Annotated in this window: 13 protein-coding genes; 6 read left to right on the top strand and 7 right to left on the bottom strand. The window is 69.4% G+C overall.

What is annotated here, in order from left to right; translation table 11 throughout:
* Positions 1-45 precede the first annotated feature (45 nt).
* The 6 genes from ACWGO6_RS04350 to ACWGO6_RS04325 form a co-directional block, all read right to left on the bottom strand.
* Positions 46-846 (bottom strand): HpcH/HpaI aldolase family protein, encoded by an 801-nt coding sequence (locus ACWGO6_RS04350; RefSeq protein ID WP_136040515.1) that lies wholly within the window; start codon positions 844-846, stop codon positions 46-48.
* Positions 831-1,616, bottom strand: a complete 786-nt coding sequence (locus tag ACWGO6_RS04345; protein ID WP_136040514.1) for a 2-keto-4-pentenoate hydratase — start codon at positions 1,614-1,616, stop codon at positions 831-833. The genes ACWGO6_RS04350 and ACWGO6_RS04345 overlap by 16 nt, the downstream gene beginning before the upstream one ends.
* 9 nt (positions 1,617-1,625) lie before the next feature.
* Entirely contained in the window at positions 1,626-2,789 is a 1,164-nt protein-coding gene (hpaD, locus tag ACWGO6_RS04340) for a 3,4-dihydroxyphenylacetate 2,3-dioxygenase (protein ID WP_136040513.1), read from the bottom strand.
* Positions 2,790-2,881: 92 nt separating this feature from the next.
* Entirely contained in the window at positions 2,882-4,378 is a 1,497-nt protein-coding gene (gene hpaE / locus ACWGO6_RS04335) for a 5-carboxymethyl-2-hydroxymuconate semialdehyde dehydrogenase (RefSeq protein ID WP_136040512.1), read from the bottom strand.
* Complete coding sequence (locus tag ACWGO6_RS04330; protein WP_452325937.1) at positions 4,375-5,085, bottom strand: GntR family transcriptional regulator; 711 nt, start codon at positions 5,083-5,085, stop codon at positions 4,375-4,377. Before ACWGO6_RS04330 ends, hpaE begins: the two co-directional genes overlap by 4 nt.
* On the bottom strand, positions 5,082-6,602 hold the full coding sequence (locus tag ACWGO6_RS04325; protein ID WP_452325936.1) for a fumarylacetoacetate hydrolase family protein: 1,521 nt from the start codon (positions 6,600-6,602) through the stop codon (positions 5,082-5,084). Before ACWGO6_RS04325 ends, ACWGO6_RS04330 begins: the two co-directional genes overlap by 4 nt.
* Positions 6,603-6,756: 154 nt before the next feature.
* Between ACWGO6_RS04325 and ACWGO6_RS04320 the strand changes: the two genes are divergently transcribed.
* Complete coding sequence (locus ACWGO6_RS04320; RefSeq protein ID WP_136040509.1) at positions 6,757-8,136, top strand: MFS transporter; 1,380 nt, start codon at positions 6,757-6,759, stop codon at positions 8,134-8,136.
* Between the two features lie 126 nt (positions 8,137-8,262).
* Here the strand turns inward: ACWGO6_RS04320 and ACWGO6_RS04315 are convergent, their stop codons facing one another.
* Positions 8,263-8,973, bottom strand: coding sequence for an IclR family transcriptional regulator (locus tag ACWGO6_RS04315; RefSeq protein ID WP_136042360.1), 711 nt, complete (start codon positions 8,971-8,973; stop codon positions 8,263-8,265).
* A gap of 147 nt (positions 8,974-9,120) precedes the next feature.
* Here ACWGO6_RS04315 and ACWGO6_RS04310 point away from each other — a divergent pair, with 147 nt between their 5' ends.
* From ACWGO6_RS04310 to ACWGO6_RS04290, 5 genes are all read left to right on the top strand, one after another.
* A complete protein-coding gene (locus ACWGO6_RS04310; protein ID WP_452325935.1) occupies positions 9,121-10,992 on the top strand; it encodes an FAD-dependent monooxygenase in 1,872 nt (623 codons plus the stop codon).
* An 83-nt stretch (positions 10,993-11,075) separates the two neighbouring features.
* Positions 11,076-12,059 (top strand): ABC transporter ATP-binding protein, encoded by a 984-nt coding sequence (locus tag ACWGO6_RS04305; RefSeq protein ID WP_452325934.1) that lies wholly within the window; start codon positions 11,076-11,078, stop codon positions 12,057-12,059.
* 1 nt (position 12,060) lies between these two features.
* On the top strand, positions 12,061-12,816 hold the full coding sequence (locus ACWGO6_RS04300; RefSeq protein ID WP_376104095.1) for an ABC transporter permease: 756 nt from the start codon (positions 12,061-12,063) through the stop codon (positions 12,814-12,816).
* Positions 12,817-12,856: 40 nt separating this feature from the next.
* Complete coding sequence (locus tag ACWGO6_RS04295) at positions 12,857-14,071, top strand: sensor histidine kinase (protein WP_452325933.1); 1,215 nt, start codon at positions 12,857-12,859, stop codon at positions 14,069-14,071.
* Complete coding sequence (locus ACWGO6_RS04290) at positions 14,065-14,697, top strand: response regulator (RefSeq protein ID WP_376107162.1); 633 nt, start codon at positions 14,065-14,067, stop codon at positions 14,695-14,697. Before ACWGO6_RS04295 ends, ACWGO6_RS04290 begins: the two co-directional genes overlap by 7 nt.
* Positions 14,698-14,776 lie beyond the last annotated feature (79 nt).

Genomic DNA, 14,776 nt, shown 5'->3' with positions numbered 1-14,776 from the left:
TCGGTGCGGCGACCCGGATCGAACCATTCGCGCGATTCGAACGGTTCAGTAGCTCGCGCGCGCCGCCCCGTCCGCGGCGATGAAGCGGGCGGCCAATGCCTCGGACGCTCGGGCGAGCAGGGCGACGTCGGCTCCCACCGCCACGAAGTCCGCGCCCGCGGCGAGGTAGGCGTCGGCGGCGACAGGGTCGAACGCGTTCACGCCGACGGCCTTGCCGGCGGCCTTGACCGCCGCGAAAACCTTCTCGACGGCCGCCGTCACGTCGGGATGGGTCTGCTGACCCAGGAGCCCCATCGATGCGGAGAGGTCGGACGGTCCGACGAAGACGGCATCCACGCCGTCGACCGCGGCGATGTCGGCTGCGGCCTCGACCCCTGCGGCCGTCTCGATCTGCACCGTCAGCGAGACGTGCTGCGCGGACTCCTGCAGGTACCGGTCGACGCGGTTCCACCGGGCGCTCCGGGCGAGGGCGCTTCCCACTCCGCGCACGCCCTCCGGCGGGTAGCGGGTGGCGGCGACGGCGGCGCGGGCCTCGTCGGCGGAGGAGACCATCGGCACGATCAGATTCTGTGCCCCGAGATCGAGGATCTGCTTGATCGCGACCGTGTCATTCGACGGCACGCGCACGAGTGGGGCGATCGGATAGGCGGCGACGGCCTGCAGCTGCTGCAGCACGGAATCGAGCGTGTTCGTCGAGTGCTCCATGTCGATCAGCAGCCAGTCGAGCCCGGACCCTGCGGCGACCTCCGCGAGAATCGGGCTGCCGGAGCACACCCACATGCCCACGAACGGGTGATCGGAGTCCGCGAGCTGTTCGCGGAAGGAGGGGTCTAGACGAAGCGGCATGCAATTGTTCCCATCGGTCCGTAATCGCACAGCACTTCATCGCCACGCGACACCCACATCGGGCGCGTGAACGATCCTGCCAGGATGATCTCCCCGGCTTCGAGACGCGCGCCGTGCTGATGGAACTTGTTCGCGAGCCAGGCCACGCCGGTCGCCGGGTGGCCGAGGACTCCGGCCGCGACCCCGGTCTCCTCGATCTCGCCGTTGCGGGACAGGACACCCGGCACCCAGCGCAGATCGATCTCGTCCGGGCGGCGATGCTCTGTGCCGAGCACCATCGCACCGTAGGCGGCGTTGTCGCTGATCGTGTCGACGATCGTCCGCCCCTCGAGCTCGATGTGGGAGTTGAGCACCTCGAGGGCAGGGACCGCGTAGTCGATCGCCGCGAGGGCGTCGTCCAGCGTGCAGTCCGGCCCCTCGAGCGGGTGCTTCAGGACGAACGCCAGCTCGACCTCGATGCGCACGTTCGAGAAGTGGTCGACCGGGATCTCGGCGCCGGACTCGTACACGGTGTCGTCGAACATCACGCCGTAGTCCGGTTCGGTGATGCCCGTGGCCTGCTGCATCGCCTTGGACGTCAGGCCGATCTTGCGCCCGACGAGCCGGCGACCCGCGGCGAGGTTCTGGTCGCGCCAGACCCCCTGGATCGCGTAGGAGTCCTCGACGGTCGCCTCCGGGTACCGGGCGGTGATGCGCGGGATCACGCTGTGCGTGCGGTCGGCCTCGGCGAGCTCGGCCGCGATCCGCGTGATGGTCTCGTCTGACAGCATCCGTGCCTCCTAGAGCTGGTGGCCGAGCTTGTACTCGCCCTGCTTGTACTCGGGCATGTCCTTGTCGTCATCGGCACGTGTGTACGAGAAACCGTCGGCGCCGATGGTGACGGCCATCTCGCTCGAGTCGGTGCGCGCGACGACGGGCTGCGGGTTGCCGTCGAGGTCGAGCACGAGCGAGGCATCCGTGTACCAGGAGGGGACGACGGGATTCCCCCACCAGTCGCGGCGCTGGTTGTCGTGCACGTCCCAGGTGACCACCGGGTTGTCGGGGTCGCCGGTGTAGTAGTCCTGCGTGTACACCTCGACACGGTGGCCGTCGGGGTCGCGCAGGTAGAGGTAGAACGCGTTCGAGACGCCGTGACGGCCGGGACCGCGCTCGATGGAGTCGGAGCGGCGGAGAGCCCCGAGCTTGTCGCAGATCGCGAGGATGTTGTGCTTCTCATGCGTGGCGAAGCACACGTGGTGCATGCGGGGGCCGTCGCCGCCGGTCATGGCGGTGTCGTGCACGGTGGGCTTGCGGCGCATCCAGGCGGCGTAGACCGTGCCCTCCTCGTCCTGGATGTCTTCCGTGACGCGGAAACCGAGGTCCTGCATGAACCCCACGGCGCGCGGCACATCGGGGGTGACCTGGTTGAAGTGATCGAGGCGCACCAGCTCGCCCGGGATGTGCAGGTCGTAGCGCCACGACATCCGTTCGACGTGCTCGGTGGCGTAGAAGTACTCGTACGGGAAGCCGAGCGGATCGACCACGCGGACGGAGTCGCCGATGCCCTTGACGAACCCGTTCTCGTTCCGGCGCACGTCGCAGCCGAGCTCCGTGTAGAACTCGACGGCGCGGTCGAGGTCTTCGGGCGTGCGTACCCGGTACGAGAACGCGGCGACCGCGGCGAGGGATCCCTTGCGCAGCACCAGGTTGTGGTGGATGAACTCCTCCGTCGAGCGCAGGTAGATCGCCTCGTCGTCCTCCTCGGTCACGTACAGACCCAGGACATCGACGTAGAACTGACGCGACGCCGCGAGGTCGGTGACCACGAGCTCCATGTATGCGCAGCGGAGGATGTCCGGCGGTGTGCTCTTCGGCGTCGCCACGGGGTTCTCGGAGCGGATCGGCGCCTCCTGGGAGACGTAGAAGCCGGAGGAGGTCAGGGTCATGTCTTCGCGGTGTGTCATGTCAGCGTCCTTGCGTGAGGTTCCGGTCGCACTTTCTGTCGCATTCGCGCCGGCGAGGCGACAGCAAGTGCGACCGGAACGAGACAGTGTGGTCAGTTCTTGCCGAAGGTCGGGTTGTGGGCGGGGCCTAGCGTGATGTGCACGCTCTGCTGGTCGGTGTAGAAGTCGATCGAGCGGTACCCGCCCTCATGACCGAGACCCGAGGCTTTGACGCCGCCGAACGGAGTGCGCAGGTCGCGCACGTTGTTGCTGTTCAGCCACACCATGCCCGCCTCGACCGACTGCGCGAAGTTGTGCGCGCGCTTGAGGTCGTTCGTCCAGATGTACGCGGCGAGCCCGTACTTCGTGTTGTTCGCCAGCGACAGCGCCTCCTCGTCGGAGTCGAACGGCGTGATCGCGACGACCGGGCCGAAGATCTCCTCCTGGAAGATCCGGGCGTCGGGGGAGACGTCGGCGAACACGGTCGGCGCGACGAAGTTGCCCTCCTCGAAGCCCTCCGGACGACCGCCGCCGGCGACCAGGCGCCCCTCGGTCTTGCCGATCTCGACGTAGCTCATCACCTTGTCGTAGTGCTCGGGGTGCACGAGCGCACCGACCTCGGTAGCCGGGTCGTGCGGGTAGCCGACCTTGACGCGCTTCGCCTGCGCGGCGTAGCGCTCGACGAACTCCTCGTAGATCGACCGCTCGACGAGGATGCGGGAACCGGCGGTGCAGCGCTCGCCGTTGAGGGAGAAGACGCCGAAGATCGTAGCGTCGACCGCGGCCTCGAGGTCGGCGTCGGCGAAGACGACCGCGGGCGACTTGCCGCCGAGTTCCATCGACAGGCCTTTGAGGAACGGAGCGGCGTTGCCGAAGATCAGCTGTCCCGTCGAGCTCTCGCCCGTGAACGAGATCAGCGGCACGTCGGGGTGCTTCACGAGCGCGTCGCCCGCGTCTTCGCCGAGGCCGTTCACGAGGTTGAAGACGCCCTGGGGGAGCCCTGCCTCTTCGAAGATTCCGGCCCAGAGGGATGCCGAGAGCGGCGTGAACTCGGCGGGCTTGAGCACGACCGTGTTGCCGGTCGCGAGCGCGGGACCGAGCTTCCAGGACTCGAGCATGAACGGCGTGTTCCACGGCGTGATGAGGCCGGCGACACCGATCGGCTTGCGGTTGACGTAATTCATCTGGCGGCCCGGCACCTTGAAGGCATCATCGGACTGCGCGACGATCAGGTCGGCGAAGAAGCGGAAGTTCTCGGCGGCGCGGCGGGCCTGACCCAGCGCCTGCGTGATCGGGAGCCCCGAGTCGTAGGACTCGAGCTCGGCGAGGCGGGCGTCGCGGGACTCGACGATGTCGGCGATGCGGTGCAGCACGCGAGAGCGCTCGCGCGGGAGCATCCGAGGCCAGGGGCCCTCTTTGAACGCGCGCGTGGCGGCGGCGACGGCGAGCTCGATGTCGGCCTTCTTACCGGCGGCGGCCGTCGTGTAGGTCTGGTTGGTGACCGGGTCGAGCACGTCGAACGTGTCGCCGTCGACGGAATCGACGAACGCGCCGTCGATGTAGTGCTGGATGTGGTCGGGGAGGTCGGCGGGGATGCGCGAATCGGTCATGAGTCTTCTCCGGTGGTCTGGGCGGAAGTCGTCGGTGCGGAACGGGTGTGCAGAGCGTCGAGGAACGCGTCCATCGTGCGCCAGCGGTGGTTGCGGGCGGCGAGTTCGATCTCGAGCGGGTCGGCGCCCGCACGGATGAGGTCGAGGATCTCGGTGTGCTCTTCGACCGAGTGCTGGGCGCGTCCGGGGATCGACGCGAACGTCGTGTCGCGGATGCCGGAGAGCCGCGACCAGCCACGGTGCACGAGGTCGAGCAGGTGCGGGTTGGGGCACGGCTCGAACAGCACCGAGTGGAACTGGCGGTTGAGTTCGGTGAAGGCACGCGCGTCGAGGTGGTCGAGCATCTGCGCCATCCGCTCGTTGATGCGGGCGGCTTCGTCGAGGGCGGCCTCATCGAGCAGGGGAGCGGAGAGCGCGGTGGCGCAGCCCTCGACCAGGCCGAGTGTCTGCATCGTGTGCGCGTACTCGCTCTCGTCGACGAGTGTCACCCGTGCGCCGACATTGCGCTCGAACGTCACGAGGCCCTCGGCCTCGAGGCGGCGGATCGCCTCGCGCACGGGGACGACGCTCATCTTGAGGTCTTCGGCGATCGAGCCCAGCACCAGGCGGTAGCCGGGACTGAACATGTGTCCCGTGATGCGCGAGCGGATCCACTCGTACGCGACCTCGGACTTGCTGGCCGCCGTCGTCGTGGTCGTCGCCGTCATCGTTCGCTCCGGCGGGCTGTGGCCTCCTCGTAGCGGGCTCGCCACTCGGCGTTGAGCGGGAACAGGCCGTCGACGGGGTGGCCGGCGGCGACCTGCTCGGCGATCCAGGCGTCTTCGATCTCCTGCGCGACGGCGCTCGCCGCGACCTCGGCGGCCAGGGCAGGGGGGATCACGATCACGCCGTCGCTGTCGCCGACGATGATGTCGCCCGGCTGCACGGTCGCCCCGCCGCAGGAGATCGTGACATCCACGTCCCACGGCACGTGCTTGCGGCCGAGCACCGAGGGGTGGGCGCCCTGCGAGAACACGGGGAGTCCGATCTCGGCGACCGCGTCGAAGTCGCGGACCCCGCCGTCGGTGACGACGCCGGCAGCACCACGGGTTTTCGCGCGGAGGGCGAGGATGTCGCCGAGGGTTCCGGTCGTGGCGTCGCCTCGGGCTTCGATGACGATGATCTCGCCGTCTTCCACCGCGTCGAATGCGCGCTTCTGGGCGTTGTAGCCGCCCCCGTGCGTGGCGAAGAGGTCTTCGCGGAACGGCACGAAGCGCAGCGTCTTCGCGGTGCCGACGATCTTGCGGCCGGGGATGTTCACCGATACCCCGTCGATGAAGCAGGAGTGGTGTCCGCGCTTGCGGAGTTGTGCGGAGAGTCCGGCCGTCGGAGCTTCGAGCAGCTGGGCGCGCAGCTCGGGGGAGAGGCGCGAGGGGTCAGGAATCGCCACGTCGGCAGGGGGGCGCGCGGCATTCTGCGACCCCTCACCGGTAGGGGGCGCGAGCCCGGCGGCCTCGGCCGAGCCCCAGGCCTCGGTGCGCTGCAGGTCGTCGACCGCGGGGAGCGAACCGAGGTCGCCGTCGAACGGAACCTCGCCCTGGGTCACGGTGGTCACGAGGCGGCCCGATGTCGGGGAGCCTGGGGCATCGGGAGCGTCCACCTCGACCTCGACGACATCGCCGGGGACGATGACGGAGGAGCCGGCGGGGGTGCCCGTGAGGATGACATCGCCCGGTTCGAGCGTGAAGTGCTGGGACAGGTCGGCGACGAGCTGCGCGAGGGGGAAGATGAGCCCGGCCGTGGTGTCGTCCTGACGGAGTTCGCCGTTGACCCAGGCGCGGACGCGAAGGGCCGCCGGGTCGACCGTGCGGGCATCGATCAGGTCGGGGCCGAGAGGTGTGTAACCGTCGCCACCCTTGGAGCGGACGTTGGAGCCCTTGTCGTTCGCGCGCAGGTCGTACAGTCCGAGGTCGTTCGAGGCGGTGACCCACCCCACATGAGCCCAGGCCTCGTCGAGCGAGACGCGGCGGGCGGCGGTGCCGATCACGAGCGCGATCTCGCCTTCGAAGGCGAGCAGTTCGGTGCCGGCCGGTCGCTCGACGGTGCCGCCGGAGAAGCCGACGGAACTGGCCGGCTTGAAGAAGTAGGAGGGGGAAGCGGGGCGCCTGCCGCGCTGATCGGCGCGGGACGCATAGCTCAGATGGATCGCGATGACCTTGCCGGGGCGGTCGATGGTATCCGTCACGGGGCGCCTCCTCGCGCTCGTCTGCGTTGTCGTGCAGGACGCCTTGTGCGTCGTATTCGAAATCATATATCATCGGTTCACCCCTCGGCAAGCACTCCGGATCCGCATCCGCTGCACGCCGTGACAATGCGGTCACAACCAAAGGAGACACCCCATGAGCGGGCAGTCACAGGGTGGGTTCACGCCCACCGGAACCATCGCGACAGCGGCCGATCGGCGCCGCGTCGTCTTCGCCACCGTCGTCGGCACCACGGTCGAGTGGTACGACTTCTTCATCTACGCCACGGCGGTCGGGCTGGTGTTCGGCCAGTTGTTCTTCGAGCCGCTCGGTGCGAACAGCGCGCTCGTCGGCTTCGCCACGGTCGGCGTGAGCTTCCTGTTCCGGCCGCTCGGCGCCTTCCTCGCCGGTCACTACGGCGACAAGCTCGGACGCAAGGCCGTGCTGATGTGGACGCTGATCCTGATGGGAGCGGCGACCGCACTGATCGGTCTGCTGCCCACGTACGAGACGATCGGCATCATGGCTCCGATCCTGCTGGTGCTCCTGCGCATCGTCCAGGGCATCTCGGCCGGTGGCGAGTGGGGCGGTGCCGTGCTGATGGCGGTCGAGCACGCTCCGCGCAAGAAGCGCGGCATCTTCGGCGCCTCGCCGCAGATCGGTGTGCCCCTCGGACTGCTGCTCGCGTCCGGTGTGATGGCGCTGATGACCGTGGTGGCTCCCGGCGAGCAGTTCGCCGCCTGGGGCTGGCGTGTGCCGTTCCTCCTCAGCGTGGTGCTGATCCTCATCGGCTACTACGTGCGACGCAAGGTGGAGGAGAGCCCGGTCTTCACCGAGCTCGCCGAGCGCAAGGAGAAGGCGCGGATGCCGATCGCGCAGCTCTTCCGGAAGCACCTGCTGCTCGTGATCGTCGCCGCGTTCGTCTTCGCCGGCAACAACGCGGTCGGCTACATGACCACCGGCGGATACATCCAGGGCTATGCCACCAACCCCGAGGGGCCGATCGGCCTCGAGCGCGGTCCGGTGCTCTGGGCAGTCGCCGGTTCCGCGGTCACCTGGCTGCTCACGACGCTGCTCGCCGGGTGGATCTCGGACCGGATCGGTCGCCGCACGACATACATCATCGGCTGGGTCATGCAGCTCGTCGGAGTGTTCACGCTGTTCCCACTGGTGAACACGGGCGAGATCGGCCTGCTGTTCGCCGGGCTTGCGATCCTGACCATCGGCCTCGGCTTCACCTACGGCCCGCAGGCGGCGCTCTACGCCGAGCTGTTCCCCGCGAGCATCCGGTTCTCGGGAGTCTCGATCTCGTACGCGATCGGTGCCATCGCGGGTGGGGCCTTCGCGCCGACGATCGCCACGGCCATCGTGAGTGCCACGGGCTCGACCGACGCGGTCACCTGGTACCTCGCCGGGATGACGGTGCTCGGCCTGATCGCCACGCTCCTACTGCGCGACCGCTCGGGCATCCCGCTCGGTCCGGACCACGAGGAAGAGCAGTCGGTCAGCCCGATCCGTGGCCTCGCTAAGGTCTGATTCCTTCCGCGCGCTGACCTCGCTCCCGTCGCACTTCCTGTCGCTCTCCGTTGCGGGGACCGACGGAGAGCGCGACGGGAGCGTTCTGCAGTGCGGGGGGAGGCAAAGGCCGGGACGGCAGAGGGCTCAGCCGTCGAGGGCCTCGCGGATGACGGCCGCCGAGCGGTGCAGGCGCGCGGCGATCTGGGCGTCGTCGAGATCCGTTGCGACATGCACCACGGCGATCGCGGCCAGGCGCTGGTTGCGCAGGACGAGAGGCACGGCGACGGACTGCACGGTGGGGATGACCTCGTCGTGGCTGGTGGCGTAGCCGCGGAGCCTGGTCGCTTCGACGTCGGCGGACAGTGTCGCGGGCGCGTCGGCTGGCCACTCGCCCACGGGCAGTTGGGCGAGGATCGCCTTGCCGGGCGCACCGACCGTGACCGCGTGCCGCGCGCCGGGACGCTGGGCGACGCTCGCGACCGCGTGCCGCGGTTCGACGCTGGCCAGTGTGATGCACTCGGCGCCGTCGAGCACGGCGAGGAAACACGTCATCCCGAGCTCGTTGGCGATCGCGGTGAGCTCGGGGAGAGCCTCGGCCTGCAGGTCGTGCGCGACGCCGGCCGCGAGGGCCGCCATACGAGCGCCGAGGCTCACCGCCCCCGCCGCGTCCCGCGTAACGAGGCCGTGGTCCTCGAGCGTGCGCAGCAGGCGATAGGCGATCGAGCGGTGCACGCCGAGACGAGCCGCGATCGCGTCGATCGTGAGGGCGCCGCGCGCGTCGGCGAGGACTTCGAGGATGCGGATGCCGCGACTCAGCGTCTGCGAGGCGGGAGAGACGCTCGGGCTCTCGGGCATGCGTGCGCTCCTCCTTGCGATCGTCAGCGTGGCGGTTTACGCTGTGTTCAATAGTAGAACAGTGTGTTCGAATATAGAACACGCATCCGCTGAGCGCAATACCCGAAGCACAGGACCGACGAAGAAGTCCGGAAGGAATCGACGACGATGCAGTTCCACCACCACGGCTACGTCTCCGCTGACCCGCGCGTGCAGGACGCCGCCGGCGTCGGGCTCGACCGACCGACCGACCTCCCCGATGAGATCGACGTGCTGATCGTCGGCTCCGGGCCCGCCGGGATGCTCCTCGCCGCCCAGATGTCGCAGTACCCCGGCATCTCCACCCGCATCATCGAGAAGCGCGACGGCCGTCTTCCGCTGGGACAGGCCGACGGGATCCAGCCGCGCAGCGTCGAGACCTTCCAGGCGTTCGGGTTCGCCGAGCGGATCATCGCCGAGGCCTACAACATCGGCTGGATGAACTTCTGGGGCCCGAACCCAGACAAGCGCGACGAGATCATCCGCACCTCGCGCACCGCCGACTACGCGTACGACATCTGCGAGTTCCCGCACCTGATCGTCAACCAGGCGCGCGTGCTGGACTACTTCGCCGAGGCGGCCGCGAACGGACCCGGCCGCATCGCGCCCGACTACGGGGTCGAATTCGTCGGCCTGACCGTTCACGACGAGGGCGAGTTCCCGGTCGAGGTGCGCATCCGCTACGTCGCGGGTGAGCGCGCGGGCGAGGAGCGGACGATCCGCACCAAGTTCGTCGCCGGCTGCGACGGCGCTCGCAGCGGCGTGCGACAGGCGATCGGACGCACCCACGTCGGCGCCTCCGCCGCACACGCGTGGGGCGTGATGGACGTGCTCGTCAACACCGACTTCCCGGACTGGCGGACCAAATGCGCCATCAATTCCGAGGCGGGCAACATCCTGCACATCCCGCGCGAGGGCGGCTACCTCTCCCGCATGTACATCGACCTCGGCGAGGTCGCCGCCGACGACGACCACCGCGTGCGGCAGACGCCGATCGAGGAGATCATCCGTCGTGCCAACGAGATCCTCCACCCGTACACGCTCGATGTGCGCGAGGTCGCCTGGCACAGCGTCTACGAGGTCGGTCACCGCGTCACCGACGGGTTCGACGACGTGATCGACGAGTCGGGGCGCACACCGCGCGTGTTCCTCACCGGTGACGCCTGCCACACCCACAGCGCCAAGGCCGGCCAGGGCATGAACGTCTCGATGCAGGACGGCTTCAACCTCGGCTGGAAGCTCGGCTCGGTGCTCACCGGCCGCGCTCCCGAAGCACTCCTCGCGACGTACGGTGCCGAGCGGCGTCCGGTGGCGCAGCAGCTCATCGACTTCGACCGCGAGTGGTCGAGCCTCATGGCACGCAAGCCCGAGGAGATCTCCGACCCCGACGACCTCGCGACCTACTACCTCGCCACCGCCGAGTTCCCGTCGGGCTTCATGACGCAGTACACCTCGTCGATGATCACCGGCAGCGACGCGCACCAGGCTCTCGCGGCCGGCTACCCCCTCGGCAAGCGCTTCAAGTCGGCCGAGGTCATGCGCGTGGGCGACGGCAACGTCACCCACCTCGGACACCATGCGAAGGCGGACGGCCGCTGGCGCGTGTACGCCTTCGGCGACCGCACCGGGGAGGCGCTCGCGGTCTGGGCCGCCGAAGCCGAGCCCCTGTTCGCGCGCTTCACGCCGACGGATGCCGACGTCGACGCCGTGTTCGATGTGAAGGCCGTGTACCAGCAGCCTTTCGAGGAGGTCGAGGTCACCTCGGCGCCGGCGCTGTTCCAGCCGAAGACCGGTCCGCTCGGGCTCACCGACTGGGAGAAGGTCTATGCGGCGGGCCCCAGCAAGTGGACCGAGACCGACATCTTCGCCGCGCGCGAGCTCTCGCGCGACGGCGTGGTGGTCGTCGTGCGACCCGACCAGTACGTGGCGGCGATCCTGCCGCTCGACGCGGTGGACGAGCTCGCGGGCTTCCTCGACGGGGCGCTGCTCCCGGCACGCTGAGTCTCCTCGGCATGACACGTGTCATGCCGAGGAGATGACACCTCCCTCCGGCGCGGGGAAGCTCCTCCCGCGAGGCTGGAGGCATGAACAACACCTCCGTGGACGGGTCGGCGACGCAGGTCACCGCGCGTCCGGCATCCGAAGCCCCGAACCATGATCCGGTCGTGCTCGAGCTGAACGGCGTCACGCGCCACTTCGGCTCGGGCGACCGCCGCGTGCAGGCCGTCGGCGGGGTCGACCTCTCGATCCGTCGCGGCGAGGTCGTCGCGCTGCTCGGCCCGAACGGTGCGGGCAAGACGACGACGCTCGACATGCTCCTGGGGCTCACGCAGCCCAGCAGCGGCAGCGTCCGGGTGCTCGGCGTGGCTCCCGAGCAGGCGACCTCGAGTGGGGCGATCGGCGCCGTGCTGCAGACCGGCGGCCTGCTGGGCGACTTGACCGTGGGCGAGACCGTGCGCCTCATCGCTTCGCTGTACGGAGCGGAAGCAGCCGCGCGGGTGCCGGAGGTCATGGCCCGTGCCGACCTGGAGCACCTCGCCCGCCGCCGCGTGTCGAAGTGCTCGGGGGGAGAGCAGCAGCGGGTGAAGTTCGCGCTCGCGATGGTGTCCGATCCCGACATCCTCGTGCTCGACGAGCCGACGGCCGGAATGGACGTCACGGCTCGGCGGCACTTCTGGGACGTGATGCGGGCCGATGCGGATGCCGGGCGCACGATCATCTTCGCCACCCACTACCTGGAGGAGGCGGAGCAGTTCGCGCGGCGCACCGTGGTGATGCACCGCGGCGCGGTGGTCGCGGATGCGCCGACGGCTCTGCTGCGAGCGAGCCTGGGGGAGCGGACCGTGTCCGCGACGGTCGGCGAGACCGGTGCGGCCGGTGCGGCGCTCGTCGCGACGCTGAGCGCGACGGACGGCGTCGTCGACGTGCGGCTGGACGGCGACCGCCTCAGCCTGCGCGCCGCGGACTCCGACGCCGCCGCCCGCATCCTTCTCGACCACGGCGCTCACGACCTCGAGATCGCCGCACCCACCCTCGAAACCGCCTTCACGGCTCTGACGGAGAACTGACATGCTCGTCTCACCCACCATGCTGCGCATCGAAGGCGTCCGCCAGCTGCGCAACCCCTACACGCTCGCGTTCACCCTGGCGATGCCGGTCGCGATGTATCTGCTGTTCGGTGCCGGGATGGGCTACGGCTCGCTCTCGGCCGGGCACGGCAACGTCTCGTTCTATGTGATGACCTCGATGGCCGCATACGGCACGGCGGTCGCGATGAGCTCGCTGACCTCGCTCGCCGCGACCGAGGCGAAACAGGGCTGGGGCCGCCAGCTCGCCATGACACCGCTGACGACAGCGGGCTACGCGCTGACCAAGCTGCTCACGGCGGTCGCCTTCGCGGCGCTGGCATTGGTGGCGGTCTTCGCAGCGGGGATGATGACCGGCGCGGAGGTCGAGGACGGCTGGCGCTGGGTGGCGACCGCGGGCATCATCCTCGGCATCGGTCTGATGTACGGTCTGTTCGGCCTCGGCGTCGGGCTGTTCTTCAGTTCCGACTCGGCGGCCGCGCTCGCGTCGATCTCGATGACGTTCTTCGCGTTCTTCGGCAACGTCTTCATGCCCCTCGACGGGGTCATGCTCGACATCGCCCGATTCACACCTCTCTACGGCTTCGTCGCCCTGAGTCGCTGGCCGCTGACCGACGGCACCCTCACCACGGGGCAGACGGATGAGCTGTGGATGCTGTTCCTCAACGTCGCCGTGTGGCTCGCGCTGTTCGTGCTGCTGGTCACCATGGGCATGAAGCGTTCGCGGGCACGGCAGTAGCCGAGCCGGCAGCATCGCGGGACGACAGTAGGTTGGACGGATGACGCAGCACTCGAAGCGGGCCTCCTCGGAACCATCCGGGGAGGCCCGGCGGTTCGCCGCCCTGGGAGCGCCGCCCGCCGCATGGTCGGCTCCGGGAGCGAGGTCGTCGCGCGGAGCGGTCGGGAAGGACCCGTGGGCGCGATTCGGCTGGTTGATGGCCGTGATCTGGCTGGTCTTCCTCGTCTACCCGGTGATCGCGCTGCTGCGCTCCGAGGCGCCGCTCGCGTGGATCGTCGTGGGCTGGATCGCGCTGGTCACGTTCGTCGTGCTGTACGTCAGCGGCTTCATCCATGGCATGCGCGGCGGCGGAGGGTTGGGTCGGCCGCCGTCGGTGCGGCAGTGGGTCACGTTCGCGATCCTCATCGTGTGCGCTCTGGTCTCGGTGCCGGCGGAGGGCGGATCGGCGCTCAGCTTCCTGCCGTTCGTCATGTCGTTCGCCTCGTACGGGCTCACGCGCGTGTGGCACTGGATCGCTACGGTCGGCGCCTTCGCCGTCACGGCCCTCTGTGTCTTCCTGCTGCCCGGCGGACTGAACTACCTTTCCGTCCTGGCGATCGTCGGACTGCTCGGCGTGGTCAACACGGTGTCCACCTGGCTCATCATCCGCTCCGGTGAGGCGGAGCAGCTCGGTCTCGAGTTGGCCACCAGCGAGGGGCGCGAAGCCGTCGCCCGCGACGTGCACGACCTGATCGGTCACTCGCTGACGGTCGTCGGACTCAAGGCACAGCTCGTGCGCCGCCTCATGGACTCCGATCCGGAGCGCGCCAAGGCCGAGCTCGCCGACATCGAGCGACTGACCGCGGAGGCGATCGCCGGGGTGCGGTCGTCAGTGGCGGGTGCGCGGGCGACGACGCTGGTCGAGCAGCTCGCGTCGTCGCGGGACACGTTCCGGGCGGCCGACATCGACCTGCGGGTCGAGGGGGAAGCCGATGCCCTGTCGCCGGTCCAGGCCATCACGGCGGGGTGGATCCTGCGCGAGGCGACGACCAATGCGCTGCGTCATTCCGAGGCGCGTACCGTGCGGGTGCTGCTGGCGCCGGGGCGGCTCGTGGTCGAAGACGACGGGGTCGGCATGAAGGAGGGCGCGGGGCGCGAGGCGGGCAACGGCATCCGTGGCATGCGCGAGCGTGCGGCAGCGGCGGGGGCGGGTTTCGTGATCGCCGCGGCGCGTGAAGCCGATGGCTCGGGAACCCGCGTGGAGGTGACCTGGTGACGGCCACCGGTGAGGGCACCGGCATCCGCCTGCTGATCGCCGACGACCAGGCGCTGGTGCGCGGTGCTCTGGGTGCACTGCTCGACCTGGAGCCCGATCTCACGGTGGTCGGCATGGCCTCCGACGGCGCGGAGGCGCTGCGGCTCGCGGAGGAGCTGCGGCCCGAGGTGTGCCTGATGGACGTCCAGATGCCGGGCATGGACGGGGTGGAGGCGACGCGACGCATCCGCGAGGCGAGTCCGCAGACCCGCATCCTCGTCGTGACCACCTTCGCGCGCCCGGGTTACCTGCGTGCGGCGCTGGATGCCGGAGCCAGCGGCTTCATCGTGAAGGACACTCCTGCCGAGCAGCTCGCGGAGGCCGTTCGTCGCGTGCATTCCGGATTGCGCGTACTGGACCCCGTTCTCGCAGCCGACAGTCTGTTCGAGGGGGCGAACCCGCTGAGCGACCGGGAGCGTCAGGTGCTGCGCCTCGCCGCGGACGGGCGCTCGGCCGCGGACATCGCGGCGGAGGTGTTCCTGTCCGCGGGAACCGTGAGGAACCACCTCTCCGCGGCGATCGGCAAGACCGGTGCGGCGAACCGGGCACAGGCCGTGCGGATCGCGGTCGACAAGGGCTGGATCTGACCTTCAGTCGTCCGACGGGGGTCGGGTGATCCGTCGGGATCTGGTCCGTCGGAGCTCTGGTGCGACGTCGGTGGCCGCG

It is taken from the genome of Microbacterium sp. NPDC055665 (assembly GCF_053618035.1).
This window is presented reverse-complemented; position numbering and strand designations above follow the sequence as displayed.

What these genes read in the sequence shown, in the direction of transcription:
- hpaD (WP_136040513.1), bottom strand. Translation starts at nt 2,789, where the DNA reads ATGACACACCGCGAAGACATGACCCTGACCTCCTCCGGCTTCTACGTC.
- ACWGO6_RS04330 (WP_452325937.1), bottom strand. Translation starts at nt 5,085, where the DNA reads ATGACGGCGACGACCACGACGACGGCGGCCAGCAAGTCCGAGGTCGCG.
- ACWGO6_RS04305 (WP_452325934.1), top strand. Translation starts at nt 11,076, where the DNA reads ATGAACAACACCTCCGTGGACGGGTCGGCGACGCAGGTCACCGCGCGT.
- ACWGO6_RS04315 (WP_136042360.1), bottom strand. Translation starts at nt 8,973, where the DNA reads ATGCCCGAGAGCCCGAGCGTCTCTCCCGCCTCGCAGACGCTGAGTCGC.
- hpaE (WP_136040512.1), bottom strand. Translation starts at nt 4,378, where the DNA reads ATGACCGATTCGCGCATCCCCGCCGACCTCCCCGACCACATCCAGCAC.
- ACWGO6_RS04350 (WP_136040515.1), bottom strand. Translation starts at nt 846, where the DNA reads ATGCCGCTTCGTCTAGACCCCTCCTTCCGCGAACAGCTCGCGGACTCC.
- ACWGO6_RS04320 (WP_136040509.1), top strand. Translation starts at nt 6,757, where the DNA reads ATGAGCGGGCAGTCACAGGGTGGGTTCACGCCCACCGGAACCATCGCG.
- ACWGO6_RS04345 (WP_136040514.1), bottom strand. Translation starts at nt 1,616, where the DNA reads ATGCTGTCAGACGAGACCATCACGCGGATCGCGGCCGAGCTCGCCGAG.
- ACWGO6_RS04310 (WP_452325935.1), top strand. Translation starts at nt 9,121, where the DNA reads ATGCAGTTCCACCACCACGGCTACGTCTCCGCTGACCCGCGCGTGCAG.
- ACWGO6_RS04300 (WP_376104095.1), top strand. Translation starts at nt 12,061, where the DNA reads ATGCTCGTCTCACCCACCATGCTGCGCATCGAAGGCGTCCGCCAGCTG.
- ACWGO6_RS04295 (WP_452325933.1), top strand. Translation starts at nt 12,857, where the DNA reads ATGACGCAGCACTCGAAGCGGGCCTCCTCGGAACCATCCGGGGAGGCC.